At 53.2% G+C, this 22,638-nt stretch carries 22 protein-coding genes, 1 other RNA gene and 1 riboswitch; of the genes, 8 read left to right on the forward strand and 15 right to left on the reverse strand.

Annotated features, from left to right (window positions below; all coding sequences use genetic code 11):
- The 6 genes from BMY01_RS02275 to BMY01_RS02300 form a co-directional block, all read right to left on the reverse strand.
- On the reverse strand, positions 1-827 hold an 827-nt coding region (locus BMY01_RS02275; protein ID WP_139176664.1), incomplete at its 3' end, for a PAS domain S-box protein.
- Between the two features lie 283 nt (positions 828-1,110).
- Positions 1,111-1,323 (reverse strand): hypothetical protein, encoded by a 213-nt coding sequence (locus tag BMY01_RS02280; RefSeq protein WP_139176666.1) that lies wholly within the window; start codon positions 1,321-1,323, stop codon positions 1,111-1,113.
- A complete protein-coding gene (locus tag BMY01_RS02285; protein WP_074743983.1) occupies positions 1,302-1,871 on the reverse strand; it encodes a hypothetical protein in 570 nt (189 codons plus the stop codon). Before BMY01_RS02285 ends, BMY01_RS02280 begins: the two co-directional genes overlap by 22 nt.
- A gap of 39 nt (positions 1,872-1,910) precedes the next feature.
- The gene (locus BMY01_RS02290) at positions 1,911-2,099 is read right to left on the reverse strand and encodes a hypothetical protein (protein WP_074743984.1); all 189 of its coding nucleotides are present in this window, start codon (positions 2,097-2,099) and stop codon (positions 1,911-1,913) included.
- Positions 2,100-2,111: 12 nt separating this feature from the next.
- Entirely contained in the window at positions 2,112-3,974 is a 1,863-nt protein-coding gene (locus tag BMY01_RS02295; RefSeq protein WP_254772570.1) for an ABC transporter transmembrane domain-containing protein, read from the reverse strand.
- A gap of 305 nt (positions 3,975-4,279) precedes the next feature.
- Positions 4,280-6,313, reverse strand: coding sequence for a TonB-dependent receptor (locus BMY01_RS02300; RefSeq protein ID WP_074744510.1), 2,034 nt, complete (start codon positions 6,311-6,313; stop codon positions 4,280-4,282).
- Between the two features lie 143 nt (positions 6,314-6,456).
- Positions 6,457-6,693: riboswitch (cobalamin riboswitch) on the reverse strand.
- A 151-nt stretch (positions 6,694-6,844) separates the two neighbouring features.
- On the opposite strand from BMY01_RS02300, the gene BMY01_RS02305 reads away from it, so the two are divergent.
- The 5 genes from BMY01_RS02305 (at position 6,845) to BMY01_RS02325 (ending at position 10,116) form a co-directional block, all read left to right on the forward strand.
- Positions 6,845-7,045: a hypothetical protein gene (locus tag BMY01_RS02305; RefSeq protein ID WP_074743985.1), complete on the forward strand. Its 201-nt coding sequence runs from the start codon at positions 6,845-6,847 to the stop codon at positions 7,043-7,045.
- Positions 7,042-7,356, forward strand: coding sequence for a cell division protein ZapA (locus BMY01_RS02310; protein ID WP_074743986.1), 315 nt, complete (start codon positions 7,042-7,044; stop codon positions 7,354-7,356). The genes BMY01_RS02305 and BMY01_RS02310 overlap by 4 nt, the downstream gene beginning before the upstream one ends.
- An 80-nt stretch (positions 7,357-7,436) precedes the next feature.
- A non-coding RNA gene (ssrS, locus tag BMY01_RS02315) (6S RNA) lies at positions 7,437-7,616 on the forward strand.
- A gap of 534 nt (positions 7,617-8,150) precedes the next feature.
- Positions 8,151-9,644, forward strand: a complete 1,494-nt coding sequence (locus tag BMY01_RS02320) for an amidohydrolase family protein (RefSeq protein WP_254772571.1) — start codon at positions 8,151-8,153, stop codon at positions 9,642-9,644.
- A 172-nt stretch (positions 9,645-9,816) separates the two neighbouring features.
- Positions 9,817-10,116, forward strand: coding sequence for a hypothetical protein (locus BMY01_RS02325; RefSeq protein WP_074743987.1), 300 nt, complete (start codon positions 9,817-9,819; stop codon positions 10,114-10,116).
- Positions 10,117-10,867: 751 nt separating this feature from the next.
- Here the strand turns inward: BMY01_RS02325 and BMY01_RS02330 are convergent.
- The 3 genes from BMY01_RS02330 to BMY01_RS02340 form a co-directional block, all read right to left on the reverse strand.
- Complete coding sequence (locus tag BMY01_RS02330) at positions 10,868-11,371, reverse strand: MaoC family dehydratase (protein ID WP_217638603.1); 504 nt, start codon at positions 11,369-11,371, stop codon at positions 10,868-10,870.
- 2 nt (positions 11,372-11,373) lie between these two features.
- A complete protein-coding gene (locus tag BMY01_RS02335) occupies positions 11,374-11,976 on the reverse strand; it encodes a hypothetical protein (protein WP_074743988.1) in 603 nt (200 codons plus the stop codon).
- A 329-nt stretch (positions 11,977-12,305) separates the two neighbouring features.
- A complete protein-coding gene (locus BMY01_RS02340) occupies positions 12,306-13,601 on the reverse strand; it encodes a CapA family protein (RefSeq protein WP_254772572.1) in 1,296 nt (431 codons plus the stop codon).
- Between the two features lie 390 nt (positions 13,602-13,991).
- On the opposite strand from BMY01_RS02340, the gene BMY01_RS02345 reads away from it, so the two are divergent.
- Positions 13,992-15,326, forward strand: coding sequence for an alpha/beta hydrolase (locus tag BMY01_RS02345; protein ID WP_074743989.1), 1,335 nt, complete (start codon positions 13,992-13,994; stop codon positions 15,324-15,326).
- A gap of 233 nt (positions 15,327-15,559) precedes the next feature.
- Here the strand turns inward: BMY01_RS02345 and BMY01_RS02350 are convergent, their stop codons facing one another.
- On the reverse strand, positions 15,560-17,143 hold the full coding sequence (locus BMY01_RS02350; protein WP_074743990.1) for a peroxidase family protein: 1,584 nt from the start codon (positions 17,141-17,143) through the stop codon (positions 15,560-15,562).
- A 158-nt stretch (positions 17,144-17,301) separates the two neighbouring features.
- On the opposite strand from BMY01_RS02350, the gene BMY01_RS02355 reads away from it, so the two are divergent.
- Together BMY01_RS02355 and BMY01_RS02360 are read left to right on the forward strand one after the other, a co-directional pair.
- Positions 17,302-17,757 carry an EVE domain-containing protein gene (locus BMY01_RS02355; protein ID WP_074744516.1) on the forward strand — a complete coding sequence of 152 codons (456 nt, stop codon included), beginning with the start codon at positions 17,302-17,304 and terminating at the stop codon, positions 17,755-17,757.
- A gap of 81 nt (positions 17,758-17,838) precedes the next feature.
- Positions 17,839-18,636 (forward strand): sulfite exporter TauE/SafE family protein, encoded by a 798-nt coding sequence (locus BMY01_RS02360; protein WP_074743991.1) that lies wholly within the window; start codon positions 17,839-17,841, stop codon positions 18,634-18,636.
- Here BMY01_RS02360 and BMY01_RS02365 read toward each other — a convergent pair.
- The 5 genes from BMY01_RS02365 to BMY01_RS02385 form a co-directional block, all read right to left on the reverse strand.
- The gene (locus BMY01_RS02365) at positions 18,633-19,532 is read right to left on the reverse strand and encodes a phosphoribosylaminoimidazolesuccinocarboxamide synthase (protein ID WP_074743992.1); all 900 of its coding nucleotides are present in this window, start codon (positions 19,530-19,532) and stop codon (positions 18,633-18,635) included. The genes BMY01_RS02360 and BMY01_RS02365 overlap by 4 nt on opposite strands.
- Positions 19,516-20,736 carry a 5-(carboxyamino)imidazole ribonucleotide synthase gene (locus BMY01_RS02370; RefSeq protein WP_074743993.1) on the reverse strand — a complete coding sequence of 407 codons (1,221 nt, stop codon included), beginning with the start codon at positions 20,734-20,736 and terminating at the stop codon, positions 19,516-19,518. Before BMY01_RS02370 ends, BMY01_RS02365 begins: the two co-directional genes overlap by 17 nt.
- Entirely contained in the window at positions 20,733-21,236 is a 504-nt protein-coding gene (gene purE / locus BMY01_RS02375; protein ID WP_074743994.1) for a 5-(carboxyamino)imidazole ribonucleotide mutase, read from the reverse strand. The genes BMY01_RS02370 and purE overlap by 4 nt, the downstream gene beginning before the upstream one ends.
- A 1-nt stretch (position 21,237) precedes the next feature.
- Positions 21,238-21,687 (reverse strand): phosphate-starvation-inducible protein PsiE, encoded by a 450-nt coding sequence (locus BMY01_RS02380; RefSeq protein WP_074705561.1) that lies wholly within the window; start codon positions 21,685-21,687, stop codon positions 21,238-21,240.
- A gap of 152 nt (positions 21,688-21,839) precedes the next feature.
- Entirely contained in the window at positions 21,840-22,628 is a 789-nt protein-coding gene (locus BMY01_RS02385) for an HAD family hydrolase (protein ID WP_074743996.1), read from the reverse strand.
- Positions 22,629-22,638 lie beyond the last annotated feature (10 nt).

Here is a 22,638-nt window from a genome sequence, read left to right on the forward strand (position 1 = left end):
TCGGTGAACAGCGCGCGGTTGGGCAGCCCGGTCAGCAAATCGTAATGGGCGAGATACTCGATACGTTCTTGGGATTCCTTGCGCTGAGTGATATCCCGAGCAATCTTTGATGCCCCAATGATGTTGCCGGCGCTATCCTTCACCGGCGATATCGTGACGGAGACATCAATCGGTTTCTTGCCCTTCCCCCATCGCACGGTTTCAAAATGCTCCGTGCGTTTCCCACCCTTGACGAGGCTCATGATTCTGTCCTCTTCCTCCAGGCGGTCGGGCGGAATCAGCGTCAATATGGAAGAGCCTATTATTTCGCCGGAACGATATCCAAAAAGCTCTTCTGCCGCGACATTCCAACCGGTAATAATACCGTTGAGATCCTTGACAATGATCGCATCGTTCGAGGACTCGACGATTGCCGCTAACTGCGCTTTGTAGCTCTCCCCCTGCCTTCGTTCAGTAATATCCCTGAAACTCCAAACGAGCACGGTGTCAGATCCTTCCAGAGTTTTGACTTTTGCACATCGCTCAAATACCCGCCCATTGCGAAATTCAAAGACATCAAAGCTTTCTGGTGCCAACGTCGTATAAATTTCCTCGATTGAGCGCAGGAATTGCTCGGGATCTCTTAATTGCCCGGCACAATAGCCGAGAATTGCCTGATGGCTTGCATGAGCCAGGAGTTCACTTGGAATGGGCCACATATTCACGTAAAGCTGGTTGTAGCAAAGCACCTTCCCCCGCTTATCCGTCACCAGAAGGCCGTCAACCGTTGCCTCTATCGCTGCTTTCAGCACGGAGAGTGAGTTATTCAATTCAGATTCTTTTTTCATGCCTTTTCGTTTCTCTTATCCATGCTCTCATGCTCTATCTGTCCCTTCCTCTTCCTGATCGGGACGAATCAATCTGTGATTTTCGATATAAACACATTTAATGAGCACGCGGATATCAGGTGCGGGAATAAACGCGGCTATCCCTGTTCCATGTATTCATAGCAGTCCAGTAGCGCTGCTCATGTCGTATCCTTAGTTGGAGCTTTCGATCGGAAAACCAGTTGCAAAACGAGCAAAGGAGTATCTACACCCGGCTGGAGTAAGCGTAGAACTAGCTGTTTCGCTATCCGCTATCCTTGATAAACACGAAAACAAAAGCCCTCCATAAGGAACTTAGCAAGAGGCCCAGCCCGCGGTTTACTTCGTCGTAGCCCTTGCCCGCGGCAACCGGCGAACGCGCCATTGTCCAAGCCGCCAGATGCCTTTCCGATTTTACGGGGCAAGCCGCCAGCACCACTATTTCACGGCTTCCACTCAGCACATCGACCACGGACACACCTCGAGCAACGCTCCTGCCGGCAAGCGCTTCGACCCGTTTGCGCTCAGTGAACGGAACATCTTTTTTTTCTCGGTACCGACATGACTGGGAAAGGCATACGCGACAAATCTGCTCGAGGCATGCCAAAACCCGCCCTCCACACCCGGTAGATCGTCCAGAGTCACATTCAAAACTGCGTTCATCAGCTCCCTGTCGACAATATCCTCGCCCGGCTTGACCGAGCGACTATATTCGGTTTGAAGAGCAGCACACGCTTGAGCGGTCTGTTCTACCGATTTCTGGGCTTGCACCTCGCTGCCGATCTGATAGACCTCGCGAATGATGTAGGCAAGCGCACCGCTTACCACCAGCATGAACAGCCAGAGCAATAACAAGCGCCACCGAAGAGCCAGAGTGACTCGCAAATCGATTCCTTGCAAAAGCGCCGCGGTTATCTGGATAAACCTGTGCTCCACTGGAAACTCGAAATTAAACAGTTCCAGCTTTTCTTCCTTCAAGACTGGCAGGAAACATTGGCCTTCTTCCTCAGTCAGAATAAAGCTCACTTCAACTGGCAACCCCCCGCAAGCTCAATGAAAGTTTCCTCATGCAATCTGCCGTACCGCCCGACAGAAACTCGTCTTCGATGTATCCGTGCTCGCGGCCTGATTGAACGGAAATGACATGAACTCGCGCTTTCCCATCAGGGCATCTGTGAGCTGACCAATACCGACAGTAATGTTTCGGGTGGTATTGACTTGCAGGCCCAAGCCACATGCAGATAGAGCGTCCATGATCTGCTGCAGTTACCGGGCTGCTACCGCGGCTTTTGAACCGAATAATCTGCGGATCAACCGGGTATAAGCCCCATCTCTTGCCATCAGCTCCCGATGCGAGCCCCTTTCCACAATGCGCTCCTTGTCCACCATGACAACCTGATCTGCTTTCTCCAGAGTGGATAAACGATCTGCAATAACGAACGTGGTACGGCCTTGCATCGCGGTATCCAACGCTGCCTGCACAAGAGACACTGACTCCGGCTCGATCATTCCAAGTTTCTCGTTCAGGATCAATAGGGGTGCATTTTTCAGAAGCGCCCGCGCAACGGCGATGCGCAGCCGCTGGCTGATGGGGAGTTCTACGCCGCCCTCCCCGACCACGGTCTGCAATCCATCCGGCAGCTTCCGGATGAACTCGGATGCGTGAGCGGCGCGGGCTGCCCACGTAATCCGTGCTTCAGTGGCGCGTCCCATTGCACCATATGCAATATTCGCCGCGACAGAGTCATTGAACAGCGCCGTGTGCGGAGAAACCAATGCAATGTTGGCCCGCAAGCTCGCCAGCGTGATGCTCCTGAGATCATGCCCATCCAGCAGGATTCTCCCGGATGTGGGATTGAGGAAACGCGGCACCATACATGTAAGTACATCCATGGTTTCCGCGCAGCCGACCACCGCCACTGTCTCGCCCGGCTGAACGATCAAGGTAACGTCATGCAATCCGATATTGAGTCCACGTCTCCGTGCTGCTGCCGGATCGGAATTCGCCAGGGAAGCCAGGGAATGAATCTTTAACGAGGTGTCTGGATTCCGCTCTCCACGCTCGCCGTAACCGACCTCCTCGAATTGCAGCTCCCCACGCACTCGCTGAATAACGACGGTTCCTGTCTCCGATTCCACCTCTCCGTCAAGTAATGAGAACAAGCTTCCAGCCGCGAGCAGTCCGCGCTGGAGCGTTTCCCCCACTTCAGCTATTCGCCTCGCGGGAGCAATCAGCAGCAGAATGGCCGTGATAAGAGAAGCAAAGCTTCCTGCCGTAATTTCACCGGCGACTGCTTCATTTGCGGCGAAATAAAGGGTGAGCACTATGGCGGCGGCGCCAATGGTTTGTATCAAAGGAACATAAAGAGAGGCAACAGCAACCCGTTTCATGAAAAATCGGCGTGTCTCCTCCGCCTGCTCTCTCATGCGCCGGTTCTCATACTGCTCACCGCCATAGAGCTTGACCACCATGAAGTTCAGTGCCGAGCCCTTCAGAATCCGGGTGAGACCCTCTATCGCTCGCCCGCTTTCCCGTCCCATCTCCCGGAGCCGTTCTCCGAGCAGTTGCGTGACCAGCAGAATCACGGATGACATCAATAAAATCAGCAGGGCAAGCGTCCAATTGAGATAAAACATCCATGCAAGCAGGCCAATGACAGTGAATGTGTCCTTGATCATCACCGTCACCACGTTGACAAAAGCACGCGCCACTTCCGGAGCATCGGATGTTATCCTGGAGACATGATCGACCGAAATGTGATTGCTGCCGGGACAGGATTCGTAATACGAATGCGGCAATACAAGCAGCTTGTCGAATATCTCGCAGAGTAAATCTACCACCAGTTTGCTGCCCGCCCAATGGAGTACGTAAGTCGCGAGGTGCCCGGCTATCGCGCGCACCGCAAACAAGCTGATGATTCCCAAAAGCACGAGTTGCAGCAACTCGGGGTTCCTGTTCGCGATAACCTCCTCCATGGTCGGCTGCATCAACGCCGCCAGCATGGGAACGGTTGCCGCTGTCGCAATCATGCAAGCTGTTGAAAGGATGAGCGCGTCCCAGTACGGCGCAACGTATCTCATCAGGCGCAGGCATAATTGGCGAGGGCCGGTATTTTGTATATTTTGCATGAGACGTACAGGCCGAATCGCGGGAGCAGATGCGGCAGGTTCGGCAAAAGCCGTATTATGGCACTCGCCTTGGCGGCGGATAAAGTGTGGAAAGCAACGAGAGTTCAGGCAACCTTTGTAAAACCCTCGCATGGCCCATTGCTCGGCGAAATCGGAATGATCATAACGCGCGCGAGGAAGGTATAGGCCGACAATTTACATGGGAACGATGCCAGAAGGCGCAGGAAAGGCAGCCAAATGGCGAGGGAGCGTGGGCCGCGGATCTGGGGCAACCGGAGCGGGCCTGCTCAGATACTCAAGGGGCCTCAGTCGAATTGATACTTTACCGTCAGCCAGACGTTGCGTTCCCGGGCAGGCAGCGCGCTGAAGCTCGTGCCCGCCGAATTGCGAATGGCATAGGAAAAATACTTTTCATCAAACAGGTTGTTCACGGCCATGCTCAACAGCAGTTTCCTCATCTGATGAGTTACCTTGAGATCTACAGTGACATAATCGGGCATACGACGCGTGGCGGTGTTGGCTTGATCATTATCGAAAACCTGTTCACCTACATAATTCATGACTACTGCCGCACGGGTGTTGGAGCCCAACCGGTACGTACCCCCAGCCGAAGCCTTGTGACGCGGCACCAGCGGAACGAGATTCCCGGATACATCCACACCGCCAAAGTCTCCCTTCCGAAAGCGTGCATCGATAAACGTATAGCTGCCGAATATATCGATTGCGCCCGTTACCGTCCATGAGCCTTCCAGCTCAAAACCTTGCCGCCGCGTGGGCGGCAGATTGACGTTGGCAAAGAACAGGAATGGGTCTACGTTTATGAAGCTGATTTCATTGTTGAGGTTGGTTCGGTAGAGCGAAGCGCGCGCACGCAGGGACTTCTGCTTGTAATCCAGTCCCAGCTCTCCGGTATGGGCAGTTTGCGGTTCGAGAATCTTCACTATGGAATCGAACATTGGACCGCCAAACTGGTTGTAGTTTTCGTCTACTGTAGCTATCCGGAAACTGCGCCCAAATCTGCCATAGACCGAAAAAGCTTCCCCCAGAGGCTGGCGAAGACCTGCATCATAGGCATAAACCGTACGGCTCTGCCGGCCGCTAGCGTAAGCAGCGGGATTGAAATGGTCGTTCGCCCGGTTGTCTACCCATTGCAGTCGCCCCCCAAGGCTGACAACGGTACCTTTAGGTAAAGTGGAGGCTTGTTGAAAATAAATCGCACGGTTTAGCTGGGTCGCCGCTACATCCGTTCGCGGGATATCGGCGGATGCCGAACCTGGTACTGTTTCCGGTCCGGTAAACCGTCTCGATCGATAATCCCACCATTCGAAATTCGCACCCAGTACCAGTTCGTGCTCCATGCCGAAAGCCGTGAAGGGCAGCTTCATCCTCGGGTTGAACAGCCACTGGTCTGAGCGGGAATTGACGAATGTTTTGGCGTTGAAGCCGTCCAGATTGTAATCGTCGAATAATGCGGTGCGGTGGTTGTCCCGAAATGAAAGGTCCGCGGCAAGATCACCGAATCCCGTCTCTTTCTCTCCTCTCAGCGTGACGTATGCACCTTGGCGAGTGCTGAAATCGCGCGGAGTCGAGGTGCCTTTCCGGTCGGTTTGCAACTGTGCTTCAGTGCGATTGGCAGGCAATTCCAGTTTCTGATCATCCAGTCCGAACTTCAGTAACACCCTGCCGCTGTTGAACCTGTAACGCAAATCGCCCTGCAGATTCGATTGACGCAGCGCGTTATTCACGCGGTAGTTATCCGTTCGCAACGCATTGGCCGTGAGCGCCAGCCCAACGTTGTTTCCTGCCGCGTTGAACGTTCCGTTGAATTCCGTGCCACTGTAGCTGCCGAAGGAAACTCCCCCCGTACCCGATATGCGACCGGGCTTGGCAGCGCGTGTAACGATATTGATGACACCCCCGGTAGCGCCTGCTCCATAAACTACGCTACCGCTGCCGTGCAATACTTCGATGCGCTCGATAGTATCGAGAGGAATCGTCGACCAGCGGATACCGGTCAGTTCATTTTCGTTCATGCGTTGACCATCCAGCAAAACCAGAGTGTTCTGGTTGCCGGTGATACCAAATCCGCGCATATCGATCTGTGGATCGGGACTGCCATCGACATTTCTCGTGTGTATGCCAGACAGTTGTTGCAGCAACTCCGGCAAAGTCGTAGCGGCGCTGTTTCTGATCTGTTCCGCATTGACGATGGAGACTCCGGCGGGTAGTTTGTCGATGGGTTCGCTGAAGCGGGTTGCTGTGACAACGACGTCAGGGAGCAATCGCTCCGCCGGATCGCTGGATACGGCAAGCGCCCCTGAAGGAACGGAAATAAACATCCATGGCAAGATATACCTGCGAAACAAGCCCATGATAATTGCCCGGGGAATATGCATCCCCGCCGTGAGAACAAGGAAACAGGAAAATATCGTGGGAGCTTCGAACGAAAGAAATATCGATCGGGATACCGCCCCACGCGATATGTCCGTATGCATCCGAGGCCGGTATCCGGGCTCGCAGGATTTGACGTATCGCCTTCCCATGAACTGAAGAATTCACAGTGGCATTAGGAAACCTTGGGAAGTTTCCCTGATACGTCCACGCCTGCTTACCGTTGCGGGGGCAGCCCAGGCATCCGGAGATCTTCATCGATCTCTGACCTGGTTCCCGTTTAACCTGAGCGCGGAAGCGGTCAGGCACCTCAAACGAGGCGGCATTCTACCAGAACCGTGGAATAAATCATGCGAAATGATTGAAAACTCTTGCCGGAAGATGAGCTGTCTCATATATTCCACACCTTTCCTGGAGCCACATTCGAAAGACCATGTTAGCAGTTGACTGACTGAGGATTTCCAAACTATAGTGCTTTGATGGAACCCGAACTGGATACTCTAGAAGAAAAAATCACCCAATTCGTACGCTTGTGTCAGCAACTGCGCACAGAGAATATTCAGTTGCGTCAGCAACTGGCAGTTACTACGAGCCACAACCGGCTATTGGTGGAAAAAATAGGTGCGGCTGCCTCACAGCTCGAAGTTCTTTTGTCGCGCATTCCTGAGGGCAAAGAATGAGTACAGGCACAGGCAAGCCCCTGGATGTCACTATCATGGGGCGCGAGTTCAGGGTGAGCTGCTCGGATGAAGATCGCGAGGGGTTGCTGCAAGCGGTAGCCTATCTCAACAAGAAGATGCGCGAAATCAGGGACAGCGGCAAAGTACTCGGCTCTGAACGTATCACTGTCATGGCAGCCCTGAATATCACCCATGAGTTGCTCAAGGCGAGAAGCAAGGAAGGCTTTGACACGGAAGAATTTAGGCGTAGAATCGACCACATGCAGGCAATGCTGGATGCTGCCATGCCGGAGCAGGACAAACTGTTTTAAACCGGAAATCAACCTTTGAAGCAACCGAACAGATGTCGCATTTGCGGGTTACGCTGAATATCCGCGGAAGTGATAAGAGTTGTTCCCTGCGGTGTTTGTCAAGGTCTATATTCTTTGAACCAACTTTTTGAGAAACGGTTGCGAACCAAAGTGATGCTGTTGTGCGCGTCCCATGCGGAAGTGCCTGATGCATCCGGCGAGTGACCACCTTGAACCTTAAGGTTCAAGATAAACGGCCTGACGGCATTTGCGGGGACTTTATTCAGGAAAGGCAAAAAAAGCGGCATTGCCGCTTTTTTTGTCGGCTTCTCTCCGTCGGCTTCTCTCCCAGAGTTGACCCAGCTCCACTGACTCCCGGATTACGCTTCACTTCATCTGCTCAATCTACCCGGAAATAACTTCATCGCTGCGAGGACGCTTGAGCATCTCCACGCCGTGGCTCGTCATCCGAGTCAATTCCGTATACCTACGGTGCAGACTTGTTTTACCCACCCCATAGGCGGGTTCTTGCCGAATCCAATTGAAAATTGCCGGAAAGATACATTGAGGGATCAACTGGCTGGATTGACCCGATCAGCTCGATAGCGCCATACCTGAAACAAAGGGAAAATCAAGGCCCGAAGAAGGAACAATATCTCCCGATCAAGACACTACAGATCACAGCCACGGAAAGGGAGGCGAGATATCTTTGCCAAATCCGATCTGGCGTACTACCCTGAAGTTGAGCCAGACTGACTCAACTTAAGAATTCCTGGTACCTTCGTGTTTACTTTCCTTTTTGGGAAACTGTCCACATGAATCCATCCCCCATGAACCCAGTTCAGGTCATCGATCCCGACGGTAATCGCCTGCCGATCAAGCTCGACACGACATCCAACGGAGAATTCGCGCCGGTCCCGTTATCGCCTGCAAATCTTGCCGCGAATCGTCTCGCCCACGAAGCGGCTGATACAAACGCAAAACGCACAGGAGTTTCGCGGCGGCATTTTCTCATTTCCGCTTGCGGTGCCGCTTCCACCCTTCTTGCATTCAATGCCGCAAATGCGGCCGGAGGCAGGACAGGCGGATTTTTCGATCTGGCAAAGGAAGCTGCGCTCGAACCCGCACTGGCCCAAGCGGAGATTGGTGATAAAGGCGAATTTATTTTTGACGTGCAAGGCCACTTTGTGAACCCGAAAGGTGCGTGGCTGCAAAAGCTTGTTCCAGGTGCAAAACCTTTGAGCCAAATGCCCAAGACCGGATGCGCCCTTGGGTTGGAGCCAGGTTCACATAGCTATTTACAGTGCCTCGGACCGGATGAGTTCATCAAGGACGTGTTCCTTGATTCGGATACGGACATGATGGTGCTCTCTTTCGTACCATCGCGGCCCGATGCGGAGCCGCTTACCATTCAGGAGGCGGATGCAGTGCGCAGGATCGTCGACAGGATGGAAGGAACACACCGCCTGCTGCTGCACGGGCGCGTCAATCCCAATCAGCAAGGTGACCTGGAGCGGATGGATGAGTTGAGGGACCGCTGGGGCGTATCCGCCTGGAAGACTTACACGCAGTTCGGGCCCGAAGGAAAAGGCTACTTTCTGTCGGATGAAACCGGAATGCGCTTTATCGAAAAGGCGCGCAGTCTCGGCGTGAAAGTAATCTGCGTGCACAAGGGTCTGCCCTTCGGCAAGCAATCCTACGAGCACAGTAAATGCACCGACATCGGCGTGGCAGCCAAAAGATTCCCTGACGTTGCATTTCTGGTCTACCACTCGGGCTTCGTAACAAGTGTCCCCGAAGGCCCCTTCCAGGGCCGGGGCGCAGACGACGGCGTCGATACCTTGATCCGCTCACTTATCGACAATGATGTTCCTCCCAACAGTAATGTTTACGCCGAACTCGGCAGTACTTGGCGATACCTGATGCGCGACCCTGAAGCCGCAGCGCATGTGTTGGGGAAGCTACTGAAGTACTGCGGGGAGGACAACGTCCTGTGGGGAACGGATTCTATCTGGTATGGCTCGCCGCAAGACCAGATCCAGGCGTTTCGCGCCTTTCAGATCGCCTCTGAATTACGCGCAAGGTACGACTACCCGGAAATTACTCCACAGCTACGGGCGAAGGTTTTTGGTCTCAATGCTGCCAGGGTTTATTCGATCAGCCCGGAGGAAGTAAAAAAATATACCGGGCGCGACCGCATTGCGCACGAACGGCTTGCTTACCTCGAACACCCGCAGCCGCATTTCCTCACCTACGGACCCAAGACGCGGCGCGAGTTCCTCAATCTACCGGGAGCCGGTCAACCTTGATCGGCCAGGAGATCCTTTGAATAAATCACACTGGATTAGTCCTTAATGCATTAATCATGAAGGGGGCGAAGTGGGCTCACCCGGCAAACTCAAGTCGGTCGCTTCATCGCAAATTCGTAATCCATAGTAGAAATGCATCCGAATGAGAAGTGAATTAAATAAAGGAGCCGCCATGAACCATCTTTTTTCCTCTGGAAGTAAAAAGCTTCAAGCAATTGTTTTTATCAACACCCTGCTTCTAGGCTCCATAAGTATGGTATATGCTCAGTCGCAAAATATTAACGGTGAAAATACGCGAAAACCGGTAGTAACCGAAGAAAAGCTTTCGAATAAGAGTGATGCAACAAACGAAGCAAAAAAAAAGGAAAAGAAGAAATCAAAGCAAGAGCTGATGAAGACCGAGAATTATAAAGGTGGTCAGCCGCCTGAAGGCGGTCGGTTAGGTCAAGGCGGTTTTGTTGATCCCGATTGAATCTAGTCTGATATAGTGCGGATCCCTCTTCTCTGGAGGCCTGCACTTTCAGGGAATTACTGATTCCTGCTTAGCTGCTACTTGAAATTATCCGGGAATCGGCGCAGGTCGGTATCGTACCGAACATCCATGTAATCAGGCTTGACGACCTCGCCTGGGGGAAACCAGTTGGGGGCACCTTAGGCTCTAACCCCCCGATCAGGCGGGGAATTGCGATCAGCAGAGGGAGAAGAAGGGTTAATGAGGGCTAGGCCTACGCTGGGCCCCGTACTTTTTTCCCAGTGCACTACCGATTCGGGAAAACCCACGAGCTCTTCTTCGTACACATAGGGGGCTAAAGAACCATAAGTTTCTTTCGGATCGCAGGCTAGATTAGAAATAATGTTATTCATGCGCTCGATATAACCCTCTTTAGTCCTTATATACACAGCGTATTTAAACACCTGTTCACTCCTGTGCGGATTTGGTTCGCACATCATACTGCAGGTTTATTACGATATTTTTAAGGGCATGGGAACTAGCTCATGGGAGACAGCCGTCACCGCGCATGACGAGTGAGAACATGTTGGGGGCTTCAACAAGCAATAAAAGGCCTTATTGATGCGGTGCATGCCGTTTAACGACTCCTGGAAAACAGTTCAACTTATCAAAACTGTCTACCGAAGTCGTTAAATTCATACTTAATCTCTGAATGTAATCAAATCAAGTATGGCAATTGAGCCGGACATAACTGAACGGGTCACGGCTAACTTTATGCGGATTTACTTTTGCGGCGAAAAACAAGAAGATTGGCTGTCAAGGTTTGTACGACGTCACCATTCTGGTTTTTGGTTTCAGTGCGAACCGTGACAATGCCGCGATCATCATGCGACCGGGAAGGTTTGACGGCGCTGACTTCACCTTCGATGTGAATGGCATCATTGGCGCGCACCGGATTGGGCCACGCCGCTTCGCCGCCAAGTCCGATCGTGCCATCCCCTATAGGGAAGGCTTCAAGCAGCAATCGCATCGTCATGGCCGCCGTGTGCCAGCCGCTGGCGATCAGTCCGCCAAACAAAGTTTGACTTGCCAAGGCGGCATCAATATGGAAGGGTTGGGGATCGAATTGTCTGGCAAAAGCAATAATTTCTTGTTCCTGCACGACACGCGGATCTCCAGCGAAGCGCAGCCCTACTTTCATATCGTCCAGATAACGGGCAGGTGGCGCATCCCGAGGAAGGGGCATTGCTGTCACCTCATTTTCTGGCTTATTCAATACTATTCTCCACTTAGCAACAATTTAGGGACGACCTCGACGATGCTGGCAGCCGTGAATATTTCCTCGCGGCTCATGCTTGCCACAGTGTGACGCCAGCTTTCCATCCAACGGGATCGCGTAAAGTCGACGGACAAATGGCCGTTATCGATCAACCAGACCAGTCTTCGGATGACATCCTGAACTCGGAGCGTCCCACCGGGAATATCAAAATATTGCAGCACGAGCTTCCCGCGACTCGCGCAGAAGTCGATTTCCTTGAATGTGCGAAGCGCGAGAATCGTATAGTCGATTAGCGATTGCCAATAGATGTCGTCGTATCTTTTCCAGGATGGAATACGAAAGCGGTTATAGGCCGAATTGCATTTTCCCCTCTGCGGGAAGTCGCGCTCGAGCAAGACCTGTACAGGCAGGAGTTGGTCTTCCGAGATTTGCGACAGAATGACATATAAGCGTTCCCGCTGCTGAACCCTCACAATTTTTTCGATTTGCTCAAGCAGGTGGCCTTGCCCCGGTTCATGGCTCACCGTTTCCAGAATATCCTGGAAGGTCAAATAAGACCGGCGAGGGTCTGTCTGCGCCGTTGAATCAGGATGTGTGTTCATGTGCACCTCCACAATGGTTTGCTGAGCTGCCGGATAGATTGATATCTCTTATTGGAAATTTTAGTATCGTGTATTGCATTAGGCAGGGAATTTTGCCGCCCTGCTTGCTGCGATTACACTAAAATGGCACTCGAAGCCGCCATCCGCAGTGCTCTACGTCAGCCAATTTGGCCAATTTCTTCTCCCTGTTTGCAGGTGGGCTCGGCTTGAATAGCGTTCCGATTCCTGGCTCAATACCTGCACGGCCTCTCCAAAGTTTCCCGCCCACTTTTTCCAGGTGTTTAGCCCCGCAGCAGCGAGCTGCTTTTATAGATCATCTTTGACACGCACTATCCTTGGAACGTCCATCGAAGCATCAAGGTATTATCCGCTGCCAGTTCCACCGATGTCCCCAGCTTCTTCCCCTCCCTGTTCAGGATATTCTTCAGCCAGGAAGCGTCGTCATCAGATGTCCGGTTCAATCTGAAATGCCTGACCTGCATGGGCACCATCGACAGGCTCACCATTTTGCCGGTTTGCGGTTCCGCCCTCACGAAATACATCAACGTCAGGTCCCCCCGATAAGCCTCGTGCCCTGAGATGCCTTCATAATCATTCAGGAAGTCGCCGCATCCATAAAGAATGAGCTTTCCCTTGTAAACCTCGATGCCCTTCACGTGATGCGATGAATGGCCGTGGATGACATCAACACCTCCTTCATCGATCAGGGCATGCGCAAAATCCTGTTGCTCGACCGGAATTGCATAACCCCAGTTATTCCCCCAATGAATGGAAGCAACCACAATGTCACCTGGCCGGCGGATCTGTTTTATTCTGTCGCGAATTTCCCGAACTGTCTTTACTGAAAAATCAGGCAACAGAGTCACGCCTGGACGGTCTGCCCGAGCTGCCCAGCTCCAGGGTATGCCGCTTGTTTCCGATCCAAGCGAGAAAACCAGTACACGTCCCTTTCCGGGAACTGTCATCTCCGCGGGTTGCTGCGCCTCTTGAACGTTTAGGCCGGCGCCAGCTATTTTTATATCGGCTCGTTTGAGCGTTTTCAGGGTCTCGGCGAGACCTTCATACCCCCAGTCCAGGACATGGTTGTTCGCCAGCACGCAGCAATCGATCTTCGCGGCAGTGATACAGGAGATATTGTCCGGGTTCATGCGATAGTTGACTGCCTTGTCCTGCGCGTCGTCACTGCGGGTAACTGCGGTTTCGAGGTTAATGACGCGAACATCGGGTTTTCTAAGCTCCAGTTCGGCAAGCGCATCTCCCCAGATATAGGAAAAGGGGACTGGGTGCGGAATCGGCCCGTTTGCCTCTTCGGCAAGCCCAACATAGCCTGTTGCACTCTTCATGTACCCCTCAAAAAGGATGGGGTTGCCCGGGTGAGGCAAGATCTGGTCTATACCTCTGCCCGTCATGACATCGCCACAGAGAAATAATTTGATTGAAGTATGGCCGCCTAGCGATCGAAGACCAGGAGCGGTCTGATCATCGTTCTTTACAGAAATCTGGAGACCATTCCGCAGGGCTTGGGCGTAAAGCGGAGCTATCGCCATGGCGAGTCCCGCCGAAAGTGTAGAGACGATAAATTGACGTCGTTCCAGCCGATGTCCGGCGTTTTCAGCAGGCTTCATGACAACACCCCATTTGGACTATAAGCTCTAGCACGGTGGTGTTCGGAATACGTTTGCTAATGCCATTTTCCGCCCTCATTGCCATCAGAAGTTCAACAAACTGATGTCATGAGCTCGGTCACTTACTCCAGTTTACTCGGTATCCCTGATACGCGCTGAGAAGTGGACGTGTTCACACGCACGCCCGATCTAACGTAATAAATCCGAAAATACACTTTGCCAAATCAACATAGACATATACTGCTAACACTACTAACCTTCATTATGAATGCGCCTCCCGGCTTGGAGTGGAATATGCAGATTTCCACCCGATACGAAAAGCGTTTCAGGAACATGCGGTCATTCCCTGTTATAGGTTGCAAGAACACCTCTTCGGATTAGGTAAATACGATGAAATTCCACTCCGTCGAATTGCATGTCACTGTTCTCATTCTCCTAATGGTACTTGGCGGGTGTGCGCCGTTTGTACAGTATCGGACGGAGTATGATTTATGCGTTAACCCGACCCCGGAATTGTCTCGGGAGTGCGAAAACCACGCGCTCCTGGAATTTCCCGCCGCAGATGGAGCCCGGTATCTCTTAAATTTTATTGAATTCGATGACCAAGGCCAGCTTTGGGATCGTAAGCAAATGTGGTCCGTTATCGATAAGCTTTCGGCTGAAGCCGCCAGCAAAGATTTGTTAATAACGGTATTCGTTCATGGCTGGAAACATAATGCGGAGCATACCGACAAAAATATCCAGACTTTTCGTAACGTTCTTGCCGGGTTGAGTGAGAACGAACTTCTTATCAGCAAAAAAACCGGGCGCCCGGCACGACAGGTAGCCGGTATTTATCTAGGCTGGCGCGGTGAGTCCATTACCATGCCCGTGGTTGAGGACCTGACCTTCTGGGACCGGAAAAATACCGCCCAGAAAGTCAGCCGGGGCGGCGTTACGGAGGTATTGAGCCGCCTCGAACTACTCAAGCGCGTTAAGGAAAATATCTCGCAGGGTAACAGCAATACTCGCCTGGTGATTGTGGGGCACAGCTTCGGCGGCGCTATCGTACATGCCTCATTGGTTCAAATCCTCGAAAATCGGTTCGTTCGCACAATGGGGCCGGTGGGCGTGCAGAGCGACGTGGAGGGGTTTGGGAATCTGGTTGTGCTGATAAATCCCGCCTTCGAAGCCTTACAATTCGCATCGCTCAGTGATATGTCCACGGAGCGTGGTACTTACTTCAAGTCCCAATTGCCTGTTATGGCCATACTGACATCCGAGGCCGATAAGGCCCTTGGCAACTCGTTTCCCATTGGCCGCCATCTGTCTACCTTTTTTGAGAAAGATCGCGACATCAGGCGAACGAATGCTGTAACCCAGCAGGAAGAAATCATCGACGAGGGCGAGGCAAATGTAACCGCTGTTGGCCTTTTCCAGCCGTATGAGACTCACAGGCTCTATCCGTCCCATAATCTGCCAAAGGGAGTTGCAGGTCAATCGAGCAGTAGTGAGAGTGTCAGTTCCGCCTTGGCAGCAAAATCCGCGTGGGAAGACGACAAACCTGGCAGCAAGATTCCTATTGCGGGCCTTACACTGGAAAGGAGCAATATATCCGCCCCACGCAATCCCTACCTCGTTATGAGAGTCGATAAAAACCTGATTACGAATCATACCCACATCGATGACGGCCGCATTATCGAATTTATCAAGCAACTTATTCTCATCTCGACCACCAGCCCTTGAATAAAGGATGGTACGTAAGCTCGCGTTTCGTTTGAGAGGGGGGAACCTGTTTTGGTGCTTATGTTATTCCTGAACATATCGCTGGACGTCCACAAGGGGACTTCCCGAAGATAATAGAGAACACCATTACAACACAACCAGCAAGCGATATTCATGGATCTGCCCTTGACCTACGGCGGGTAATGAGCGACCGATGAGTAACCCATTGGGCAACCTCATTTTCATGTTTCGAATCAGGAAGAAGGCATCCAGTCAGGCAAGGTCAAGCCGACGTATAAATCACCACGCTGATCGGAGGGCGTGTTCCTGCCCAGAACATCCCGAAATGTTCCCGTGCTCTGAATTGCCGCCCAGCCCGGAGCGGAAAAGGTTTCTTCGTTATAAACATACTGTGACAGCAAGGGATTGGTCAAAGCCTGGGAAAAAGCATCCACTGCCACCATCCTGAGCATGAGTGACGGCAGGGGGGAATCTTCCACCAGATCCTCTGCAAACAGACCGACGTAAAAATCGATGTCCTCTACGCGCCGGTACGTCTTTCTCAGAAAATCGACCACCCGCGGATCCGTGGAGATATCTGCGAAATCCTGCGGACGCTCCAGGGAAACATAATGGCGGTAATCAGTGTAGGGTGCCAGTTCTGCCAGACGGCCCTGCTCTATTGCCCGCGTTTCGATTTCCCATAAGAACTCCGCCGTGTTGAAGGGGCCGAGACGACCGGCACGCTGACTGCTCATGTCGGCAAAGGCGCGTCGCAACCCTCCCTCCAGCAGCAGCTTGTTATTCATGGAGGTTTCTCCCAGGAGATACAAGTGTCCGTTCCAGGTGATGGCATCTGGAACGAGTGAATGCCAGCGATACAGCAAACTGAATTCGGTCGTGATCCAGTTCGGTTTGTTCCACGGTGCATTCCAGGCCACTGAAGGGTCAGCCCGATAGGGCACCAATGGAGAGATATGGCTGATGTACTCCTCCACGATAATCTTGATGAATATCACGATGACGTTATTCCGGGCGGTCTGGAAAACGCGCTCATCATCCCACTGGGGATGCATCCGTTCTATTTCGCCTGCAAGCCGGTTGTGCTCCCGCAGAAACAAGGTATTCAACATCGCCACCTGGGGAACGGCATTTGTTCGATCCCCTCCAAAGGCAAAAATATGTACCTGCAACTCTTCCCGGCGCTCGGGCACTCTATCCAACGCCCTCTCCAATCCAAGGGGCTCGTCGAGCACGGCGAATTCCTGCTTCAGTTTCCCATTATCGAAAAGGAAAGGCGAGAATTCCTCCCCGCCGATAAACTGCGACTTCAATCGCCCCCGTTCCCCCTTCGTTTCGCTTTTGAGACGAAGGGCGGCAGTCTGCTCCGTCAGCCTTCCGTAAAGCGGACACATGTCGATCTGGTGATTGGATGTATTTTGCAGTCGAACTGTCTCGGGTTCTCCTGCCTGAGGCATGCGCGTGCGGATAAAACCGTCGGTCAGATATTGGGCAACCGCGGGAAAGAGCAGGGTTGATTTATCGGATAATCGCTGCTTTCCGTCCTGTTGCCTGAAAAGCCCGAGCAGTTCGCTGGAAGACGGAAGTTGTGCCGGCTGCTTTTTCGCCGGCAAATGGCGCGCGCTCCAGTGCTGATCTGTAAGTGAAGTCCAAGAGGTATAGGGGTGAACGGTGCTCCAGGGATGCGGCCGGTGGCGGCAAACATTTACTACCCGATTGATTGCAAATTCGTTTAATTTCCTGCCCAACCACGGCCAGCTTTCGCCTATCCGCCACAGGAGTTTCAGAAGACGATTGATTAACTTATTGTTTATCATTGCTCCTCCGTCTTGCTGTAGTATTGATTGTTTATTTGAGAGCCTCCAACCCAGGGAAATTTCGCCTGGGGGAATCTTGCTGACACAAAGCTCATAAAGCTCATGGCTCCTTCAACTTCAAGTGCTGAATTCTGACCTAAGTATAGTTAATGATGGAAATGCGTTACTGGCTGATGAAATCGGAACCTTCCGACGTAAGTATTGACGACCTCGCCTCGATGCCCGATCAGACGGTGGCGTGGTATGGGGTGCGCAATTATCAGGCGCGAAATTTCATGCGTGACCAGATGCGCGTCGGTGACGGAGTTTTTTTCTACCACTCGACCTGTGAGGAGCCGGGAATCGCCGGGCTTGCGGAGGTGAGCAAGCTGGCCTACCCGGACGCTACCCAGTTCGAGCGGGAGAATAAATATTTCGATCCGAAAGCCACTCCGGAAAATCCGCGCTGGTTCAATGTGAATGTGCGCCTGGTCAGAAAAACCCGCCTGGTCGGCATCAAGGAGTTACGCAGCTATCCCGAGCTTGCGAACATGCGTATCCTGCAAAAAGGCAACCGCCTGTCTATTACACCGATCGATCCGGCAGAGTGGGATTTCATCATGGGAATTCTGTAATGACAGACTCCCGGAAGATTTCCAGGTTGAACAACTGTTGTACAATTTCGAATCCCGGTATCTGCAGCGGTATAGCTTGACGTGGAGTGGTGGCCGGCATATCTGATGTTGGGCACCGTGGTCGGCTTCTTTGCCGGCCTGCTGGGGATAGGGGGCGGTCTGGTCATCGTCCCCGTGCTTACCTTTATTTTTGCTGCCCAGGACTTCCCTCCGGACCGCATCCTTCACCTCGCTCTCGGCACCACGATGGCGGCCATCATTTTCTCCTCGGCCGCCAGTCTGCGCACCCATCATGTTCACGGTGCAGTGAACTGGCAAGTCGTGAAATTCATTACGCCGGGAATCATCCTAGGGACGCTTGGAGGCGCAACGGTAGTGAGCATGCTATCCAGCCGCTTTCTCAGCATCGTTTTTGTCGTCTTCATTTATTACGCGGCGACGCAGATGTTGCTCAATATCCGCCCCAAACCCAGCCACATGCTTCCGGGAAGGCTCGGCATGCTTGTTGCGGGAAGCGTCATTGGCGCGATTTCCAGCTTTGTTGCAATCGGAGGAGGCCTGCTGACGATCCCGTTTCTCTCCCTGTGCAACGTGAAGCTGCAACATGCCATCGGTACCGCTGCCGCGGTAGGTTTCCCCATCGCTGTGGCTGGAGGTATCGGCTATATGATCAATGGCATGGCGCAGCCCCAACCGCTGCCGGAATACAGCCTGGGATACGTTTACCTGCCGGCATTGGGCTGGATCGTCCTGGGCAGCACGCTGACCGCACCCATTGGTGCAAAAACGACGCACGTCATGCAAACGGCCACGCTCAGGAAAATTTTTGTAGTGCTGCTTTATCTGCTGGGGACGAGGATGTTGCTACGACTTTTCTAGCCCACCAGGCGATGCAGGGCTTCCCGGTACTTTTCCGCTGTTTTGGCGAGCACCTCGGGGGGCAAGGCTGGAGCGGGTGCTTTCTTGTTCCAGTTCTGCGTCTCAAGCCAGTCACGCACGAATTGTTTGTCATAGCTCGGCGGGTTTCTCCCCGGCGCGTACCGCTCGGCAGGCCAGAAGCGCGATGAATCGGGCGTAAGCGCCTCATCGATGAGATAGAGTCTGCCGGTCTGATCCTGACCGAATTCGAACTTGGTGTCGGCGATAATAATGCCTTTTGTGATCGCATAATCCGCGGCCTGGGTATACAAAGCCAATGCTATATCCCGCACCTGCGCAGCCAGCGGTTCCCCCAACAGCTTTTGCGCCTCCGCAAACGGGATATTTTCATCATGGGCACCCTGGGCAGCTTTGGTCGAGGGGGTAAAGAGGGCTCCGCCCGGTATCCTGCCGGCTTCCTCCAATCCGGCAGGGAGTGGAATACCGCAAATCATGCCGGTTTTTTTGTAATCCTTCCAGCCGGAGCCAACGACGTAACCCCGCACGATTGCCTCGATCGGAAGGGGTCTGAGCCGCTTTACTACAAACGCCCGCCCGGTCACCTGCCCGCGCTCGTCTTCCGTTACCACGGATTCGGGTGCGATGTAGGTAAGATGGTTGGGAACGATATGCTCCAGTTTTTCAAACCAGAAACTGGACAAGGCGGTCAGCAGCCTCCCCTTGCCGGGTACGGGAGTAGGCAGGATCACGTCGAATGCGGAAAGCCGGTCTGTCTGGACGATCAAAAGCTTGTCTTCATCCACGCCGTAGATGTCCCGTACCTTTCCACGATGCAGAAGCGGCAGGCTTCGTATGCTCGTTTCAAACAGCGCGGGCTGGTCAGTTCCGACTTTCATTCCGGGGAGGCTCATGTGTTTCAAGAGTGCCATGAGAGGGTTGCAGTGATTGCTTGATTTCCAGCGCAAGCCGCAACGCGGCATCGGTCGTTTCTGCCAATATCGTATAGTGTCCCATTTTCCGTCCAGGTCTGGCGTCACGCTTGCCGTATAAATGCAATTTGACGTCAGGATGCCGCAGCACCTGTTCCCACTCCGGCTCTCCCTTCTGCCAAAGATCCCCCAGCAGATTCACCATTACCGCTGCTCCATGCATGGAAGTACTGCCGAGGGGCATTCCGCAAAGTATGCGCACCTGCTGCTCGAATTGAGAGGTAACGCAGGCATTGATCGAGTAATGTCCGCTATTATGAGGACGAGGAGCGATCTCATTCACCAGCAGGCGCCCGTCCGCGAGCACAAAAAACTCGACGCATAATACGCCGCGATAATCCAGCTTCTCGGCAATGCGAATCGCAATATCGCAGGCGTTTCGGGCAATTTCAGGCGATACTCTGGCAGGAACGATGCTGATGTCGAGGATACCGTTGCAGTGCTGATTCTCGGATACGGGAAAAGTAACCACTTCGCCATCAAATCCCCTGGATACGATGACGGATACCTCGCGCTCCAGGGGCAGCAGTTTTTCCAGGACGCAGGATTCCCCGTTCAAACCTGCAAATGCGCTGTCAAGCTCCGATGCATTACTTACCCGCACCTGGCCTTTGCCGTCATATCCAAACCGGCTTACCTTGAGAATTCCGGGGAAGAGGTCAGGAGAAAGTTGCGGTTGCTTTTGGGGTAATACTCCATCCGAATTGGCCGAATGCTGCGAAGTGCGCGCGTTCTGTATCATCGCATAGGGCGCGACTCCAAAGCCGTTGGCAGCGAGAAAATTCTTCTCCAGAATGCGATCTTGTGCGATGGCGACACTCTCGGCAGCCGGACTGACAATGCAGCGTTCAGCCAGTACCTTGAGTGCCTCGGCAGGTACGTTTTCGAATTCGGTGGTGACGCCTGCGCAGGTGGATGCGAGCTCATTCAATGCCTCACGATCGAGGTAATCGGCGCGCAGGTGGCGCTCAGCGATGCTACCCGCAGGGCTCCGCTCCTCGGGATCAAGAACGGTCACGCTGTAACCCAGGCTTTGGGCCGCCATGGTGAACATCCTGCCGAGCTGGCCGCCGCCCAGCAACCCCAGCATCGCCCCGGGCCGGGTACTCATGAAGGTGGCAAGGTCATTGAAGCGACCGTTGCGGTCTGGGTTTCCCGAAACTCGGCAAGCTGCCTGGCCAAACCCACATCTTCCACTGCCAGCAGCGCAACGGCAAACAATCCCGCGTTAGCCGCGCCCGCCTCGCCTATGGCGAAGGTGGCAACCGGTACTCCCTTCGGCATTTGTACTATGGACAAAAGCGAATCCAGCCCTTGAAGCTGCCGGGAAGTAACCGGCACGCCCAGCACGGGCAGGAGCGTTTTCGCGGCGACCATTCCCGGAAGATGCGCTGCCCCGCCTGCACCGGCAATAATGCATTTCAGCCCCCGCTCGCTGGCAGTTTCCGCATATTCGAACATGCGATCAGGGGTTCGATGAGCGGAAACCACTTCCGCTTCGTAAGACACATGGAATTTCTTCAATATTTCCGCAGCGTGCTTCATGACCTCCCAATCGCTGCTGCTGCCCATGATGACACCTACCAGGGGCTTGTTGATTTGGCCTTCCATATCAATCGCGAATTTTTTGTTCTCTTTCCTTGGAAGCCGCCTCTGCCAGTTCCTCCAGGTCTTCCACATAGGGATAGCGCACGTGTCCGTAACGGATGACGAGCACCCCAAGCGCAATCAGCACGATAGCGGCAGAAACACCCAACAGGCGGATGTTGTCCATCTCCTTGACATCCACGGTTATATAACGCGCCAATGCCACCAGGGCGATATAGAGGGGAAACCTTACCGGCAACTTGCCCGATTCAAAATAAAGCCCGACCATCGTCAGGATTTCGAGGTAGAGAAACATGAGCAGCAGGTCCGCCAGCGTCACTCTGCCGTTGTGAATCATCAGCATGGTTTCCTGATACCCCGCAAATATGGTGGCGAGTGCAATCACGACGAGACCCACCCCTTCAAAAAATTGAAGCAGGCGCCGTGAATAGTTGATGGTGCGGGCTTGCAGCATTTGTTCTTCTTGTCAGGATGGCTGGGGGCCTGGGTAAGTCACTGGTAACTTACTATACTACCTGTTCCAGGTGACAATTCCAATTTGGGATAATGCAAATTGAGCGTCCGCAGAATTGGACATAATTCTTTTAGACCGCTTCCTCACGGCGTTCACCCCTTAAGCTTCAGCATCAGGTCCACATCCACCCAGCCGCTGCCGTTTATGCCGTTTGCCACTCCTGCCACTCCTGCCTCTCCTTCCAGCACGCTGAAAGGCTTCGTCGGCTCACCCAGGTCAGATAAGACAAGCTTCGCCCCCCTGAAATCCTGAAACCGGGTATATCCATTTACCGTAACCACTGTGTCCAGCCCCGCGGCAAGCGATGCTCTCAGCCCGTTTTCCGAGTCTTCGACGGCAATGCACTGTTCTGCCGGCAATTTCAGTTGATCCAGCACCCAGTGATAGATGTCGGGTGCCGGTTTTTTTCCAGGAACGATGTCTCCTGCCCCGATAACGTCGAACCAGCCGGGAGAATCTTCCCCCAGGGTGGATTTCAAAAGCGCGGTCACGTTCTCCGGGGTGGTGGTGGTTGCAATCGCGATTTTTATGTTTCTGTCACGCAGATGCCGGATGAGGCGTGCTACGCCCGGTCTTAGCGGAATACCGCCACTTTCCAGCATGCCGACATAATGCCTGGTTTTTATCTTATGCAGGCGCGCGATCCATTCACCCAATTCACTTCTGTTCAATTCCTCGGGAACATGATGTTCCATGAAATGAAGGATGCGCTCTTTACCACCTGTAATTTCCAGCAACTTGCCGTAAAGATCGACATCCCACTCCCAATCGAGGCCGAGTTCCTGAAATGCGGCATTAAAAGCGGGGCGATGACCATCACGCTCCGTATCAGCCAGCGTACCATCCACATCAAACAATACTGCGCGAACTTTGCTATCCATAAAATCAATA

Source organism: Nitrosospira multiformis (assembly GCF_900110185.1).
Taxonomy (GTDB): Bacteria; Pseudomonadota; Gammaproteobacteria; order Burkholderiales; family Nitrosomonadaceae; genus Nitrosospira; species Nitrosospira multiformis_A.

Bases quoted from the DNA above. Each gene is read 5' to 3' on its own strand.
- BMY01_RS02325 (WP_074743987.1), top strand. From the start codon at position 9,817: ATGAACCATCTTTTTTCCTCTGGAAGTAAAAAGCTTCAAGCAATTGTT.
- BMY01_RS02335 (WP_074743988.1), bottom strand. From the start codon at position 11,976: ATGAACACACATCCTGATTCAACGGCGCAGACAGACCCTCGCCGGTCT.
- BMY01_RS02305 (WP_074743985.1), top strand. From the start codon at position 6,845: ATGGAACCCGAACTGGATACTCTAGAAGAAAAAATCACCCAATTCGTA.
- BMY01_RS02355 (WP_074744516.1), top strand. From the start codon at position 17,302: ATGCGTTACTGGCTGATGAAATCGGAACCTTCCGACGTAAGTATTGAC.
- BMY01_RS02290 (WP_074743984.1), bottom strand. From the start codon at position 2,099: ATGGACGCTCTATCTGCATGTGGCTTGGGCCTGCAAGTCAATACCACC.
- BMY01_RS02295 (WP_254772570.1), bottom strand. From the start codon at position 3,974: ATGCAAAATATACAAAATACCGGCCCTCGCCAATTATGCCTGCGCCTG.
- BMY01_RS02300 (WP_074744510.1), bottom strand. From the start codon at position 6,313: ATGTTTATTTCCGTTCCTTCAGGGGCGCTTGCCGTATCCAGCGATCCG.
- BMY01_RS02310 (WP_074743986.1), top strand. From the start codon at position 7,042: ATGAGTACAGGCACAGGCAAGCCCCTGGATGTCACTATCATGGGGCGC.
- BMY01_RS02380 (WP_074705561.1), bottom strand. From the start codon at position 21,687: ATGCTGCAAGCCCGCACCATCAACTATTCACGGCGCCTGCTTCAATTT.
- purE (WP_074743994.1), bottom strand. From the start codon at position 21,236: ATGGAAGGCCAAATCAACAAGCCCCTGGTAGGTGTCATCATGGGCAGC.
- BMY01_RS02350 (WP_074743990.1), bottom strand. From the start codon at position 17,143: ATGATAAACAATAAGTTAATCAATCGTCTTCTGAAACTCCTGTGGCGG.
- BMY01_RS02365 (WP_074743992.1), bottom strand. From the start codon at position 19,532: ATGAAAGTCGGAACTGACCAGCCCGCGCTGTTTGAAACGAGCATACGA.
- BMY01_RS02340 (WP_254772572.1), bottom strand. From the start codon at position 13,601: ATGAAGCCTGCTGAAAACGCCGGACATCGGCTGGAACGACGTCAATTT.
- BMY01_RS02385 (WP_074743996.1), bottom strand. From the start codon at position 22,628: ATGGATAGCAAAGTTCGCGCAGTATTGTTTGATGTGGATGGTACGCTG.
- BMY01_RS02370 (WP_074743993.1), bottom strand. From the start codon at position 20,736: ATGAGTACCCGGCCCGGGGCGATGCTGGGGTTGCTGGGCGGCGGCCAG.
- BMY01_RS02345 (WP_074743989.1), top strand. From the start codon at position 13,992: ATGAAATTCCACTCCGTCGAATTGCATGTCACTGTTCTCATTCTCCTA.
- BMY01_RS02320 (WP_254772571.1), top strand. From the start codon at position 8,151: ATGAATCCATCCCCCATGAACCCAGTTCAGGTCATCGATCCCGACGGT.